Annotated in this window: 12 protein-coding genes; 6 read left to right on the top strand and 6 right to left on the bottom strand. The window is 67.3% G+C overall.

Translation table 11 applies throughout. The features are described 5' to 3' along the window. Positions 1 to 53 precede the first annotated feature (53 nt). Positions 54 to 1,637, top strand: coding sequence for a bifunctional phosphoribosylaminoimidazolecarboxamide formyltransferase/IMP cyclohydrolase (purH, locus tag D7Y61_RS07680; protein ID WP_180865773.1), 1,584 nt, complete (start codon positions 54 to 56; stop codon positions 1,635 to 1,637). A gap of 62 nt (positions 1,638 to 1,699) precedes the next feature. Continuing rightward, positions 1,700 to 2,983 carry a phosphoribosylamine--glycine ligase gene (gene purD, locus D7Y61_RS07675; RefSeq protein ID WP_180865772.1) on the top strand — a complete coding sequence of 428 codons (1,284 nt, stop codon included), beginning with the start codon at positions 1,700 to 1,702 and terminating at the stop codon, positions 2,981 to 2,983. A 143-nt stretch (positions 2,984 to 3,126) separates the two neighbouring features. Here the strand turns inward: purD and rpoH are convergent, their stop codons facing one another. Further along, complete coding sequence (gene rpoH, locus D7Y61_RS07670; RefSeq protein ID WP_049428989.1) at positions 3,127 to 4,002, bottom strand: RNA polymerase sigma factor RpoH; 876 nt, start codon at positions 4,000 to 4,002, stop codon at positions 3,127 to 3,129. Positions 4,003 to 4,360: 358 nt separating this feature from the next. Between rpoH and D7Y61_RS07665 the strand changes: the two genes are divergently transcribed. The 3 genes from D7Y61_RS07665 (at position 4,361) to D7Y61_RS07655 (ending at position 7,945) form a co-directional block, all read left to right on the top strand. Next, entirely contained in the window at positions 4,361 to 4,753 is a 393-nt protein-coding gene (locus D7Y61_RS07665; protein ID WP_100474111.1) for a BlaI/MecI/CopY family transcriptional regulator, read from the top strand. Further along, positions 4,750 to 6,279: a M56 family metallopeptidase gene (locus D7Y61_RS07660; RefSeq protein WP_180865771.1), complete on the top strand. Its 1,530-nt coding sequence runs from the start codon at positions 4,750 to 4,752 to the stop codon at positions 6,277 to 6,279. The genes D7Y61_RS07665 and D7Y61_RS07660 overlap by 4 nt, the downstream gene beginning before the upstream one ends. A 130-nt stretch (positions 6,280 to 6,409) precedes the next feature. Next, positions 6,410 to 7,945, top strand: a complete 1,536-nt coding sequence (locus D7Y61_RS07655; RefSeq protein WP_258010290.1) for a serine hydrolase domain-containing protein — start codon at positions 6,410 to 6,412, stop codon at positions 7,943 to 7,945. A 37-nt stretch (positions 7,946 to 7,982) separates the two neighbouring features. On the opposite strand, the gene ung is transcribed toward D7Y61_RS07655, so the two are convergent. The 5 genes from ung to rhlB all read right to left on the bottom strand — a co-directional run bounded on the left by ung (position 7,983) and on the right by rhlB (position 13,071). After that, the gene (ung, locus tag D7Y61_RS07650; RefSeq protein WP_180865769.1) at positions 7,983 to 8,696 is read right to left on the bottom strand and encodes a uracil-DNA glycosylase; all 714 of its coding nucleotides are present in this window, start codon (positions 8,694 to 8,696) and stop codon (positions 7,983 to 7,985) included. Then, positions 8,693 to 9,535 (bottom strand): response regulator, encoded by an 843-nt coding sequence (locus D7Y61_RS07645; RefSeq protein WP_180865768.1) that lies wholly within the window; start codon positions 9,533 to 9,535, stop codon positions 8,693 to 8,695. The genes ung and D7Y61_RS07645 overlap by 4 nt, the downstream gene beginning before the upstream one ends. Before the next feature lie 7 nt (positions 9,536 to 9,542). Beyond that, positions 9,543 to 10,490, bottom strand: coding sequence for a permease-like cell division protein FtsX (ftsX, locus tag D7Y61_RS07640; protein WP_180865767.1), 948 nt, complete (start codon positions 10,488 to 10,490; stop codon positions 9,543 to 9,545). A gap of 3 nt (positions 10,491 to 10,493) precedes the next feature. Beyond that, entirely contained in the window at positions 10,494 to 11,180 is a 687-nt protein-coding gene (ftsE, locus tag D7Y61_RS07635) for a cell division ATP-binding protein FtsE (RefSeq protein ID WP_180865766.1), read from the bottom strand. Between the two features lie 169 nt (positions 11,181 to 11,349). Beyond that, positions 11,350 to 13,071: an ATP-dependent RNA helicase RhlB gene (gene rhlB / locus D7Y61_RS07630; RefSeq protein WP_180865765.1), complete on the bottom strand. Its 1,722-nt coding sequence runs from the start codon at positions 13,069 to 13,071 to the stop codon at positions 11,350 to 11,352. A gap of 510 nt (positions 13,072 to 13,581) precedes the next feature. Between rhlB and trxA the strand changes: the two genes are divergently transcribed. Beyond that, on the top strand, positions 13,582 to 13,911 hold the full coding sequence (trxA, locus tag D7Y61_RS07625) for a thioredoxin (RefSeq protein ID WP_005411275.1): 330 nt from the start codon (positions 13,582 to 13,584) through the stop codon (positions 13,909 to 13,911). Positions 13,912 to 14,046 lie beyond the last annotated feature (135 nt).

Genomic DNA, 14,046 nt, shown 5'->3' with positions numbered 1-14,046 from the left:
GCCCCCACCGCCTACAATATCGGCCCCGCTCCGCTGCCGATTGCCCTGTCCCCATGACTGCTGATCTGTTGCCCGTCCGTCGGGCCCTCCTCTCCGTTTCCGACAAGACCGGCCTGGTCGAGCTGGCCACTGCGCTGGCGGCACGCGGCGTGGAGCTGCTGTCCACCGGCGGCACCGCCAAGGCGATCCGCGATGCGGGCCTGGCCGTGAAGGACGTGGCCGACGTCACCGGCTTCCCGGAAATGATGGATGGCCGGGTCAAGACCCTGCACCCGATGGTGCACGGCGGCCTGCTGGGCCGTTCGGGCCTGGATGATGCAGTGATGGCCGAGCACGGCATCGGTGCCATTGACCTGCTGGTCCTGAACCTGTATCCGTTCGAATCGGTCACCGCCAAGGCCGACTGCACCCTGGCCGACGCGGTCGAGAACATCGACATCGGCGGCCCGGCCATGCTGCGTTCGGCGGCCAAGAACTTTGCCCGCGTGGCGGTGGCTACTGATCCGTCGCAGTACGCCGAGCTGCTGGCTTCACTGGAGGCCAACGGCGGCCAGCTGTCGGCCGCCACCCGCTTCGCGTTCTCGGTGGCCGCGTTCAACCGCGTCGCCCAGTACGACGCCGCGATCAGCAACTACCTGTCGGCGGTCACCGCCACCGACGCTGCGGTGCCGGCGCGTACCGAGTACCCGGCACAGATGAACTCCACCTTCGTGAAGGTGATGGACCTGCGCTACGGCGAGAACCCGCACCAGAGCGGCGCGTTCTACCGCGACCTGTACCCGGTGCCGGGCACGCTGGCGACCTTCCAGCAGCTGCAGGGCAAGGAACTGAGCTACAACAACCTGGCCGATGCCGACGCGGCGTGGGAATGCGTGCGCCAGTTCGATGCACCGGCCTGCGTCATCGTCAAGCACGCCAACCCGTGCGGCGTGGCGGTCGGTGCCGGCAATGGCGATGCCTACGAGCTGGCCTACGCCACCGACCCGACCAGCGCCTTCGGCGGCATCATCGCCTTCAACAAGCCGCTGGACGCCGCCACTGCCAAGGTGATCCTGGATCGCCAGTTCGTGGAAGTGCTGATTGCCCCGGACTACGAGCCGGCCGCGCTGGAATACGCACAGAAGAAGGCCAACGTGCGCGTGCTGCGCATCCCGCACGGCGATGGCCTGAACAACTTCGACAGCAAGCGCGTCGGCTCGGGCCTGCTGCTGCAGTCCTCGGACAACCGCGGCATGACCCGCGACGAACTGAAGGTGGTCAGCAAGCTGGCGCCGACCGACAAGCAGTTCACCGACCTGCTGTTCGCCTGGAAGGTGGCCAAGTTCGTGAAGTCCAACGCGATCGTCTATGCCAAGGACAGCCGCACCATCGGTGTCGGCGCCGGCCAGATGAGCCGCGTGTACTCGGCGCGCATCGCCGGCATCAAGGCCGCCGACGCGAACCTGGTGGTCGAGGGCTCGGTGATGGCCTCCGATGCGTTCTTCCCGTTCCGCGACGGCATCGATGCCGCTGCCGCCGCCGGCATCAAGGCGGTCATCCAGCCGGGCGGTTCGATGCGCGATGCCGAAGTGATCGCCGCCGCCGATGAACATGGCCTGGCCATGGTGTTCACCGGCGTGCGCCACTTCCGCCACTGATCCGCATCACGAAGCCGGGCCCTGCCCGGCTTTTTCTTCTTCGTACCCGAGAACCCTGTCCCATGAAGATCCTCGTCATCGGCTCTGGCGGCCGCGAACACGCCCTGGCATGGAAGCTGGCCCAGTCCTCCCGCGTCAGTGAAGTGCTCGTGGCACCCGGCAACGCCGGCACCGCCAGCGAAGACAAGTGCCGCAACGTGGCGGTCAAGGTCACCGATATCGACGGCCTGCTGGCGCTGGCACAGGCCGAGGGCGTGGCGCTGACCGTGGTCGGCCCGGAAGTACCGCTGGTGGCCGGCGTGGTCGACCGCTTCCGCGCTGCTGGCCTGCGTATCTTCGGGCCGACCGCCGCTGCCGCGCAGCTGGAAGGCAGCAAGGCCTACGCCAAGGACTTCCTGGCCCGCCACGACATCCCCACCGCGTTCTACGCCGTGCACACCGACGTGGACGCCGCCCTGGCCTACATCCGCGAGAAGGGCGCACCGATCGTGGTCAAGGCCGATGGCCTGGCCGCTGGCAAGGGCGTGATCGTCGCAATGACCCTGGCCGAAGCCGAAGACGCGGTGCGTGACATGCTCTCCGGCAACGCGTTCGGCGATGCCGGTGCACGCGTGGTGATCGAGGAATTCCTCGACGGCGAGGAAGCCAGCTTCATTTCGATGGTGGACGGCATGCATGCGCTGCCGATGGCCACCTCGCAGGACCACAAGCGCGTCGGCGACGGCGATACCGGCCCGAACACCGGCGGCATGGGCGCCTATTCGCCGGCCCCGGTGGTGACGCCGGAGGTGCATGCACGGGTGATGCGTGAAGTGGTGAACCCGACCGTGCAGGGCATGATCGCCGACGGCATTCCGTTCACCGGCTTCCTTTATGCAGGCCTGATGATCGATGCCAGCGGCGCGCCGAAGGTGATCGAGTTCAACGTGCGCTTCGGCGATCCGGAAACCCAGCCGGTGATGCTGCGCCTGCAGTCGGACCTGGTGGAGCTGGTGGAAGCGGCCATCGACGGCCGCCTGGACCAGATCGAGGCACAGTGGGATGCGCGCCCATCGCTGGGCGTGGTACTGGCGGCGAAGCCGTACCCGGAAGCACCGATCACCGGCGATGTGATTTCCGGCTTGGCCGACGTGCCGGCCAGTGCCAAGGTGTTCCATGCCGGCACCACGCTGGACGCGCAGGGCCAGGTGCTCAGCGCTGGTGGGCGCGTGCTGTGCGTGGCCGCGCTGGGCGACAGCGTGCGTGATGCGCATGCCAATGCCTACGCCGGTGTGGCCAAGGTGACGTGGGCCAACGAGTTCCACCGCAACGACATCGGCTGGCGCGCGATCACACGCGAGGGCTGAGGCCCACGCGGCATCAGGGCATCCACGCGTGGCGCGGATCTACCTAGCGTCAGTAGATCCACGCCATGCGTGGATGAGAACGCCACCAAAAAGAAAAGGCCCGGCAATGCCGGGCCTTTTCATGGCTTCAACGCCCTCCCGCCTTACGCGGTGAACAGCGCCTTCATCTTCTTCAGCGCGTTCGCTTCAACCTGACGGATGCGCTCTGCCGACACGCCGTACTCGTCGGCCAGCTCCTGCAGCGTCACCTTGCTGTCGGCATCCAGCCAGCGGCGGCGGATGATGTCGCGCGAACGCGCATCCAGCTCGGCCAGGCCTTCGCGCAGCAGCTGCATCTGGTTGTCTTCGCTGTCGGCACGCTCATAGGCCATCGACGGATCTTCGTCGTTGGCAACCAGGAACGCAGCCGGCGACGGCGGTGCGTGTTCGTTGTCCTCGTCGGTCGGCGCATCGAAACCGATATCGCGACCGGACAGGCGCGACTCCATTTCCATGACCTCGCGCTCGGACACGTTCAGATCCTTGGCCACCGCGCTGACCTCTGCCGCGTTCATCCAGCCCAGGCGCGTCTTCGACTTGCGCAGGTTGAAGAACAGCTTGCGCTGCGCCTTGGTGGTGGCGACCTTCACGATGCGCCAGTTCTTCAGGATGAACTCGTGCATCTCGGCACGGATCCAGTGCACGGCAAAGGAGACCAGGCGCACGCCCATTTCGGGATCGAAGCGCTTGACCGCCTTCATCAGGCCGATGTTGCCTTCCTGGATCAGGTCGCCCAGGGCAAGGCCGTAGCCGTTGTAGCCGCGGGCTACGTGCACCACGAAGCGCAGGTGCGAATGCACCAGCTCGCGTGCAGCGTCCAGATCGTTGCCGTCGCGGAAGCGACGGGCCAGGTCCTGTTCGTCATCGACCGACAGCACCGGGATCTGGTGCACGGCACCGATGTAGGCGTCCAGCGAACCGAGCGCACTGGGAATCGGGAGATTGTTTGCCACAAGGGCAGTAGAGGTGTTCTGGCTCATAGGCACCCATCTTAGCAGTCCGGGATTTGGACTGCTAAAGGAGGAAAAAGTTCCAGCATCCTATTGATGCAACACTGGTCCCAAACAGAGCCCTACCGTAGCGCGATTTGATGACAGTGGCGAGCACGCTTTTCGGGATTCACAATCCCTTGGAATTCAAGCAATTACCCACCGGAACCCGGCCGATTCCGGTCAAGCGGAGCTGAACGGGTAGGCCTGGAGGCCCATTCAGGGCCGGGGATGTTGCCAGGTGTTCAGGCCCGAGCCCCCACAGCGACGGAGCGTTACTACTAAGAAACCCGTTGACAGCCCCACAGCGGCATGCTCCGATGCATCAACTAATTCATACGTAGATGCCATGGCCCGTCCCGTCTCCCAGACCCCCACGCCGGCCGAGCAGGCCATCCTGGACATCCTCTGGGACAAGGGCGAAGCCTCCGTGCGCGAAGTGGCTGATGTGCTCGGCGAACACAAGCCGGTCGCGTACACCACGGTGCTGACCATGTTCAACGTGCTGGCGAAGAAAGGCTTTGTCAGTCATCGCCAGGAAGGTCGCGCCTACATCTATCACGCCACGCTCAGCCGCGAGCAGGCCCGCCGGCAAGCGCTCGACCATCTGCTGCATCAGTTCTTCGACGGCTCACCGAACGTGCTGGCACAGCACCTGGTGGACGAACGCGAAATCGACCGCAACGAACTGCAGGCACTGCAGCAGCGCATCAGCGATGCCAGGGCCGGGAGGAAGGAATGAACCTCATCGACCTGGTGATGGCACTGGGCGTTCGACAGTTGCTGTTGTCCGCAGTTGTGCTGCTGCCAGCGCTGTGGCTCGCTCGGCGGCGAGCCCTCAGTGCCGAACAACGTTCCTGGCTGCTGACCGCCGCGATGGCGATTGCCCTGCTGCTGCCGCTCAGTGCCTTCCTGCCAGGCTGGTCGACTACGCTGCCCCTGCCCGCGCCGACGGCTCCGGCGCTCCACCCCATGCCTGGCGAGGGGGCAACGATGGCCGAGGCCGTCTACGAGGCCGGACGACAACCCGACATCTATTACGTCGAACTGCCGAAGACATTGTCCACCGTGCTGGCGGCGCTTTGGCTGCTGGGCACCCTGTGGCTGGGCATGCGCCTGCTGGACGCGATGCTGCAGGCACGCCGGCTGCGGCGGCTGGCGCAACCGGCATCCGCCGGACTGCGCGCGGTCCTGGCCGACATCGTGCCCGCCCACGTGACGATCGCTACCTGCGCCGTCGACGGGCCGATGGTCGTCGGCCTGTGGCGCCCAACAATCCTGCTGCCGCGCCCGCTGCTGGCCCGCCTGGACAACAGCGTGCTGCGCGACATCGTCCGCCACGAGGTTGCACACCTGCAGCGCCGCGACCTGTGGACAAGCACGCTGCTGCGGGCAGGAACAGCACTGTTCTGGTGGAATCCGCTCCTGCACGTTGCCCAAGCACGCCTGGCGGTACTGCGCGAAATGGCCTGCGATGCGCGTGCCGCGCTGCAGGCGCGCGAACCGCTGGATTATGCAGGCTCCCTGCTGGCCAGTGTCGAACAGCTGCAGGCCCTGCGCGAGGAGGCGCCGACGCTGGCGCTGGGCATGTTCGGCGCGCGCAGCCAGCTGGCGCAGCGCATCGATCAGCTCGTCGAGACGGCACCACCGGCACCGCGGCGCCGCAGCCTGCTGATGCTCGGGCTGACGCTTCTGCTGGGCTGCACCGCCACTGCGGTAGCCGTCTCACCACGACTGGCACCACCGTCGGCGCCCGTTTCCTCCGACACGCGCATCAACGATCTTCTGCGGGCTGCCAGTACGCATGGGATCGCCGAAGTCCACGCCTTGGCCGCAGCAGGCGTCGATCTCGACGCGCGCATGCTCGGCGATGGCACGGCGCTGATCCAGGCCATCCGCGCACGCGACCCGGCGATGGTCAACGCCCTGCTGCGGCTGGGGGCCGACCCCGATCGCGCCGCACTGGGCGAAGGCAATCCGCTGATCGTCGCCTCCGCGCTGGGCCTGCAACCCATCGTCGAGCAGCTGGTGCAGGCCGGTGCCGACGTCAACCGGGTCGTGACCTATGACGAGACACCGCTGATCAATGCCTCGCGCGAAGGTCACCTGGTCACCGTGCAGTACCTGCTCGCGCACGGCGCCGACATCAACCTGGGCGTGGAAGCCGACGGCTGGCTGGGGCGCTGGCGAACACCGCTGAACCAGGCCGGCAACGCGGCCGTGCGCGATTACCTGCTGGCGCAGGGCGCCCGCCGCGAACGACGCTGACGCCGCTGCTGCATTGCCTACTGCATTGCAGCGATACCCCGTTCCATTCGCAACGACCGGACGCGGCAGGCGTGCGTGGCAACGCCTGCGCAGATCCCAACCCTCTTCCATTCCTGCAAGGATGTCGATGATGAACCGCCTGGTGCTGTGTTCGCTGCTGGTCTGCCTGACCCCGTTCCGCGTGATGGCCGCTGACGCCGGCGCTGAAGACACTGCGCGTTTTGCCCAAGCAATGGCCCATGGCCTGCGCCCCGGCACAGCCCCGCTGGGCGCAGCGCTGCCGCGATGGTCGATCGACGAACGCCTTGCCCATTACAAGGTACCGGGAGCCGCCATTGCGGTGATCCGCGATGGCAAGGTGGTGTACGCCGCCGGATATGGCCTGCGCCAGGCGGGCACGCGCGACGCGGTGGATGCCGATACCGTGTTCTCGGTAGGCTCGGTCAGCAAGATGGGCGCGGCGGCGACCACCCTGAAGCTGGTTGCTGCCGGCAAGGTCTCACTGGAGGAGAACATCGATGCCCGACTGCGCCGCTGGCATGTGCCTGCCGATGCGCAGGGACTGCACCCGCCGATCAACCTGCGCATGCTGCTCTCGCACACCGCCGGCTTCAATGTGCATGGATTCCAGGACTATCAGCCCGCCGAACGCCTGCCGACCTTGCTGCAGACACTGGATGGGCTGGCGCCTGCAAAGAATGAACCGATACGCCTGATCCACGCACCCGGCCAGCAGGTCGACTATTCCGGTGGCGGCTACACCGTGGTACAGCTGGCGATCGAGGACATGACCGGTACACCCTTCGCCGACGTCGCCCGCCGCGAGGTGTTCACGCCGCTGGGCATGTCGCGCAGCACGTATCAGAGTCCCCTGCCTTCCGGCTACGGCAACGTTGCCCATGCGCACGACAACGAGGGTCTGCCGGAGGCCCTGCCACGCGGCTGGCAGAGCTTTCCAGAACAGGCGGCGTCCGGGCTGTGGACCAGCGCCAACGACATGGGCCGGTTCGTCGCGGCGCTGCTGCGCAGCATCCGCACGAAGGGTGGATGGCTGCCGCAGCCGTTGGCCCTGCAGATGGTCAGCGAAGTAGCGCCGGCCGGCCGCGGTCTGGGCCCGGAGCTGGCCGGTGCCGGTGCCAGTCGCCGCTTCTTCCACAACGGCAGCAATGACAGCTATCACGCCGGCATCGAAGGCTATCCGGAGAGCGGCGATGGATTCGTCATCCTGACCAATGGCGACAACGGTCCCGCACTGCGTGGGGAGATCCGCAATGCCTTGTCCGATGCACTCGGCCATAACGCCAAGCCGCTTATCCGCACGCTGGATCCGGCACTGCTGGTGGACAGCTACGCAGGCTTCAGCGGCCGCTTCATGCTCGATGACGCCCTGCCGATGGATGTCCGCAGCAGCCTGGCCGACTGGTTCGAGGCCAGCACCCTGGACGTGCAGTCGGTCGACACTGGACTGCAGTTGCGTCTGCCCGGGCGTGATGCACCGGTCGCGCTGCAGGCGCTGACGCCCGTCCGCTTCCTGGCAGGCAGCGTGGGGGCAGAGCTGCTGTTCCACCGCGGCGGCGACGGCAGCGTACAGGCACTGAGCGTGATTGCCGAAGGCGCGCGTGCCTACTACCGGCGGGCGGACACTGTGTCAGCACCGGGTCACTGATTCATCCCTGGCGGTGCCGGGCCCCTGCCCGGCCCGCTCAGAGGGCCGAACGCGCCGGCAGCGACCAGTCGATCGGGGCCTGCCCGCGGCGCTGCAGGTACTCGTTGGCCATCGAGAAATGCCGGCAGCCCAGGAAACCGCGATGGGCTGACAAGGGCGACGGATGCGGCGACTTCAGCACACGGTGGCGGCGGGTGTCGATCACCTTGCCCTTCTGCTGCGCATAGGCACCCCAGAGCATGAACACCAGGCCTTCGCGCTCACGGTTGAGTACGTCCACCACATGGTCGGTGAAGCCCTCCCAGCCACGCCCCTGGTGGGCGCCAGCCTTGCCCTCTTCTACCGTCAGCACGGCGTTGAGCAGCAGCACGCCGCGCTGTGCCCACGGGATCAGGCAGCCGTGGTCGGGGCGCGGGAGACCGAGATCGCTCTCGATCTCCTTGTAGATGTTCAGCAGTGACGGTGGCACCGGTACGCCCGGCGCCACCGAGAAACTCAGGCCATGGGCCTGGCCGCGACCGTGGTACGGATCCTGGCCGAGGATCACCACCTTCACCTGCTCGAACGGCGTGGCATCGAACGCGGCGAAGATCTGCGGGCCGGGCGGGAACACTGCCGCACCCGCGGCCTTGCGCTGGCGCAGGAAGCTGGACAGCTCACGCATCTGCGGCTGCAGCAGGTAATCACCGACATGCTGCTTCCAGCTTGGTTCCAGCTGGATCGTCGGGGTGTCGGCTACTTCATCCATCATCGAATCAGGGGTCCATCGTTCAAACGGGCCAGGCGCAGCTGGAACAGCACCTTGGTGACCAGCAGCCGCTCTTCAATCGGCTTGAGCACCAGGTCGTTGGCACCGGACTGCAGCAGCCCGGTCTGGTTGTGCGGGTTGCCGTCGCCGGTCATCACCAGCACCGGCAGGCGGCGCTTGCCGTAACCGAAGTCCACGCGCACGCGCTGCACCACGTCGCGGCCGCTCAGCTCGCCCTTCAGGGTGACATCGGTCAGCACCAGGTCGATGCGGTGGCGGCTGCGGCCCAGCGACTCGGCAGTGAGCAGGGTGAACGCCTCTTCGGCGCTGACCACGTGCAGCACGTTCAACTGCTGGCGTTCGAGCATGCGCTTGGTGGCTTCGGCCACTACGCGGCTGTCCTCGATATAGAGGATGGTCGCGCCGGGAATGGTCTGCGGCTGCACATAGCCGCGGATGAAGGTCGCCAGCGCCTCGTGGCCCAGCGCCTTGTCGAAATAGTCGGTGACGAATTCGGTGAAGCGACGCTGCTCCAGGTGCTGCTGGGCATCGCCGGACACCACGATCACCGGTACGTAGGCCTGGCCGGCGGCTTCGCGGACCATGCGCGCCAGCGCCAGACCGTCGCCATCACGCAGGGTCAGCGAGGTGGTCACCAGGTCCACCGGACCCTGCGCCAGCGCCTGTTGTGCGTCCTCGATGCTGTCGCAGCCGATCACCTCCACGCCCGGCAGGTCGCGCTTCAGGACATCGGCGATCAGCTTGCGCACCAGCTTCGAACCATCGACCACCATCACCCGCGTCGCGGGCCCTTCAAGGTGCTTCAGCGCTTGCGGTTGCATGCCGGTCTCAGGTGTCGGTCGGGCGGGTCTGGCGGAGGAAGTGGCCGGTGACCAGCCACGCGCCCAGCCAGCCCAGCAGCAGCGTGCCGAGCAGGACCAGGCTGCCATGCAGCAGGTCCAGGCCGTGCAGCACGAACAGGCTGCCGTAGCTGCGCGAGAGTTCTGCCAGCGGCACGCGCAGCGCGGCACCGGCCGCAGCAATCAGGGCCAGCGCCACCGCGCCGGCACCCAGGCCGTACCACGCGCCCAGGTACAGGAACGGGCGGCGGATGAAACCATCGCTGGCACCAAGCAACTGCAGTACGCCGATTTCCTCGCGACGGGCCTGGATGTCCAGACGCACGGTGTTGCCGACCACCAGCGCGGCGCCGACGCCCAGCAGTACCGACAGCACCTGCACCAGCCGCGCGCCGAACGCCAGCCAGGCATCCAGGCGCTGGCGCCACAGCGCATCGTGCTGCACCAGGTCGGCCTCGGGCAGGCTCTCCAGCGCGCGCGCCAGGCGTGCGTCATCCTTGCCCTGGCCCGGGGTGATCACCAGCAGCGAGGGCAGCGGATTGTCGTTGAGCGCATCGATCGCCTCGCCGAGGCCGGCATCGCGCAGTTCCTGCAGGCCCTGCTCCGGCGTGCGCACGTTCACTTCGGCCACGTCGTCGCGGTCGCGCAGCTGGCCGGCAAGGCGCAGTGCGCCGGGGCCATCGACATTGCCCTTCAGGAACACGTTGATGTCGCGCGACTGCTGCACGCTGCCGGCGAACTGCTTGAGGTTGTCCAGCGCGATCGACAGGCCCAGCGGCAGGGCCAGCGCCAATGCCATGACCATCACCGTCAGCAGGGTCGCCCACGGCTTGCGGAAAGCGCGGCCCAGGCTGAACACCACGCTGTGCGCGTGATGCTGGAACCAGACGCCCACGCGCGAGGGTGCGGCCGCTTCGCTGTTTTCGTTCTTCGCCATGCGTTACTCCGCCAGGTCCTGCGGCGAGATGTCGTCCACCAGCCGGCCGTGGTTGAGGATCAGCACGCGCTTGCGCATGCGGCGCAGCAGCGGCAGGTCGTGGCTGACCACCAGCACGCTGGTGCCGCGCGAGGGCAGCTCGGCAAACAGGGCCATGATCTCTGCCGCCAGGGTCGGGTCGAGGTTGCCGGTCGGCTCGTCGGCCACCAGCAGCTTGGGTTCGCCGACGATGGCGCGGGCGATGCCGACCCGCTGCTGCTCGCCGGCCGACAGCTGCGAGGGCAGCGCCTTCTCGCGATGACCCAGGCCCATCCGTTCCAGCACCGAGCGCACGCGCTTTCCGATGTCGCCACGGCGGGTGCCGCGCAGGATCAGCGGCAGCGCCACGTTCTCGGCGATGGAGCGGTCCATCAGCAGGCGATGGTCCTGGTAGACCGCGCCGACCGCGCGGCGGTGGCGAGGCACGTCGCCGCCGCGCACCTTCAGCAGGTTGCGCTCGTCGAACACCACGGCGCCGCGGCTGGGCCGCTCGTCCAGGTGGATCAACTTGAGCAGGGTGCTTTTGCCCGCACCGGAATGGCCGGTGACGAACAGCATCTCGCCCGGCGCGACCTCGAAGCTGACATCGATCAGCGCCTCGTGGCCACCGGCGTACTGTTTGCTGACATTGTCGAAGCGCAGGACACTCATGCCCCGATTATGCAGGAGCGGCGCGACATCGTGGAGATGGTGGGGCGATGGGTGGTAGCCGCAGGAGCAGCCGAGCGTAGGCTCGGCTCTACAGGGCGGCATGGGGGCTGTAGAGCCGAGCCCATGCTCGGCTCAGTGCGGACCAAGGTCCGCACCCACCATCGGCGGCTCAGTTGCCCGACAGCATCCGGCGGATCTTGCGGCCGATGCGCGTCAGGAACGAATCACCGGTATCGGCAGCCGTGCGCACCGGCTTGGCCACCACCTGCACCGGGGTGACCGGGCTGGCGCCGTTGCCGGCATTGGCCTGCACGCCCTCGGCACCTTCGACCGGACGGCCGTGGCGACGACGACGGCGCTTGCGCGGCTTGCGCTCGCCATCGGCGGCGCCTTCCGGCGCACCTTCGGCACGCGGCGGGCGCGGCGGACGCGGGGCCTGGGCTACGGCGGCTTCGGCACCTTCGGCCGGCGCTGCAGCTGCCTGGTCGCCTTCCACGCGCGGCTTGCGCGGGCCACGCGAACGGCGTTCGCCGCTGCGCTCGCCGTCGCGCCGTTCGCCGCGGCCACCGCCGGAGCGGCCACCACTGCGGCCACCGCCACGACGCTCTTCCTCAGCGGCGCGGGCTTCGCGCGCTTCACGGAAGATCTGGCCGACGCTCTCGTTCTCTTCACCCTCCTCGCCGGCGGCCGGGGCCGGGCGTTCCGGACGCGGCAGCGCGGTCAGCAGTTCCTTGGTGACCGGCTCGGACGGAATCTTCTGCTCGATGTAGGCCTCGATGTCCGGCAGGCTCATCGCGTAGCGTTCGCAGGCGAAGCTGATCGCATCGCCTTCCTCGCCCAGGCGGGCGGTACGGCCGATGCGGTGCACGTAGTCTTCGGCGTCGAACGGCAGGTCGTAGTTGTAGACGTACTTGATGCCGTCGATGTGCAGGCCACGCGCGGCCACGTCGGTGGCCACCAGGATTTCCAGCTGGCCCTTCTGGAAGCGGTTGAGCAGGCTCTCGCGCTTCTTCTGCGGCACGTCGCCGGACAGCACGCCGACACGGTAGCCGGCCTTTTCGAGCGAACGGGCGACGCGCTCGACGAACACCTTGGTGTTGACGAACACCATGGTGCGTGCGCCTTCGCTGCGCGACAGCAGGCCCAGCAGCAGCGGAATCTTCTCTTCGTCGGCCGGGAAGTACAGCTTCTGGCGCACGCGCGCGGCGGTCACCGTCTCGGCCTCGACCACCAGCTTCTGCGGCTCGTTCATGTGTTCGTAGGCCAGCTCCAGCACGCGATGGCTGAGGGTGGCGCTGAACAGCAGGGTCTGCCGGGTGGTGCGCTCCGGCATGCGACGCAGCAGGAAGCGGATGTCCTTGATGAAGCCCAGGTCGAACATGCGGTCGGCTTCGTCCAGCACGCAGATCTCGCAGGCGTGCAGCGAGACCACCTTGTGCTGCTTCACGTAGTCGATCAGGCGGCCCGGGGTGGCGATGATCACGTCCACGCCCTGCTGCAGGATCTCGCGCTGCTTGTCGTAGTCGACACCGCCGTAGACCAGTGCGAAGCGCAGGCCCAGATCGGAGCCGAACTTCACCGCATCCTTGTGGATCTGGATGGCCAGTTCGCGGGTCGGGGCGAGGATCAGCGCGCGCGGGTCTTCCGGCTTGCGGTCGGCCAGGGCCGGCTTGCTCAACAGGCGATTCACGACAGCGACCAGGAAAGCCAGGGTCTTGCCGGTGCCGGTCTGGGCCTGGCCGGCAACATCACCGCCGGCCAGCGCGACCGGCAGGGTCAGCGCCTGGATCGGGGTGCAGCGGGTGAATCCGGCTCCTTCAAGGCCGGCCTGCAGGGCCGGATGCAGCTCGAAGGAGGAAAAGGTCAAATCGGTCAGCGGTTTGTCGCTCATGAGTCCGTCTTGGTATGGCCGCCGGCCTGTAGGGCGGCTGGCACTTCATCGTCTAGGGGCACCGTCGCAAACTGCGGCCCCTGCGGCGGGTTGGCAGGCTGGGACCACCCGGTCCGCGCGCCGCACAATGCCCCAGTTTAACGCACTCGGGCCGGCAAACCGGAATGCACGGTCTCACGGCCAGTGAGACAACCTTCCTTCACTCAGCCACACCGGACTTGAACGGCCTGGCCGGGATCGCTGGTGTCGCCCGCTGCCACCCCCATCTTCGGGAAGACAGTGAAATCCGACACATACCGGGCTTCGAAGCGATCACGATACGCTGGGTTCCAGCCGGCGCCTGTCCCCGCCCTGCGATAGGGGTACACTGCCGGCCGTGAGCGTCCAGGCATTCCGCCGAACGCACCGCGGCAGTGCGCCGCGAGGCAACGACGAGGGTCGCGCCACCGGGCATGGCCCAGTTCACCCACCTCCGGCACTGCCGGGTGCAATCCAAGACGAGAAACCAAGATGAGCGACAAGGTTGTACATGTCGGCGATGCCGACTTTGATAGCGCAGTACTGAATTCCAAGGAACCGGTGCTGGTCGATTTCTGGGCCGAATGGTGTGGCCCGTGCAAGATGATCGCCCCGGCGCTGGACGAACTGGCCGATGCCTACCAGGGCCGCGCCAAGATCGCCAAGGTCAACGTCGACCACAACCGTGCGCTGGCTGCCAAGTACCACGTGCGTTCGATTCCGTACCTGGTCGTGTTCAAGGACGGCGAGAAGGTTGGCGAGCAGATCGGTGCGGTGGGCAAGGCTCAGCTGGCCGGCCTGCTGGACAAGGCCCTGGCCTGATCCTGCTGTTTTCCGGCAGCCGCCCCCCGCGGCTGCCGGCGGGCGCCCCGCGTCCATGATGAATGCTGTTCCCGGCAGCCCTTGCACGGCGCCGCAGGCCGATGATAGTGTCGGCATATCCGGCCGCGTTCGCGT

The organism is Stenotrophomonas maltophilia, assembly GCF_013464485.1.
GTDB lineage: Bacteria > Pseudomonadota > Gammaproteobacteria > Xanthomonadales > Xanthomonadaceae > Stenotrophomonas > Stenotrophomonas maltophilia_AW.
The sequence above is the reverse complement of the archived record's forward strand: the minus strand, read 5'-3'. Positions and strand labels throughout refer to the sequence as shown.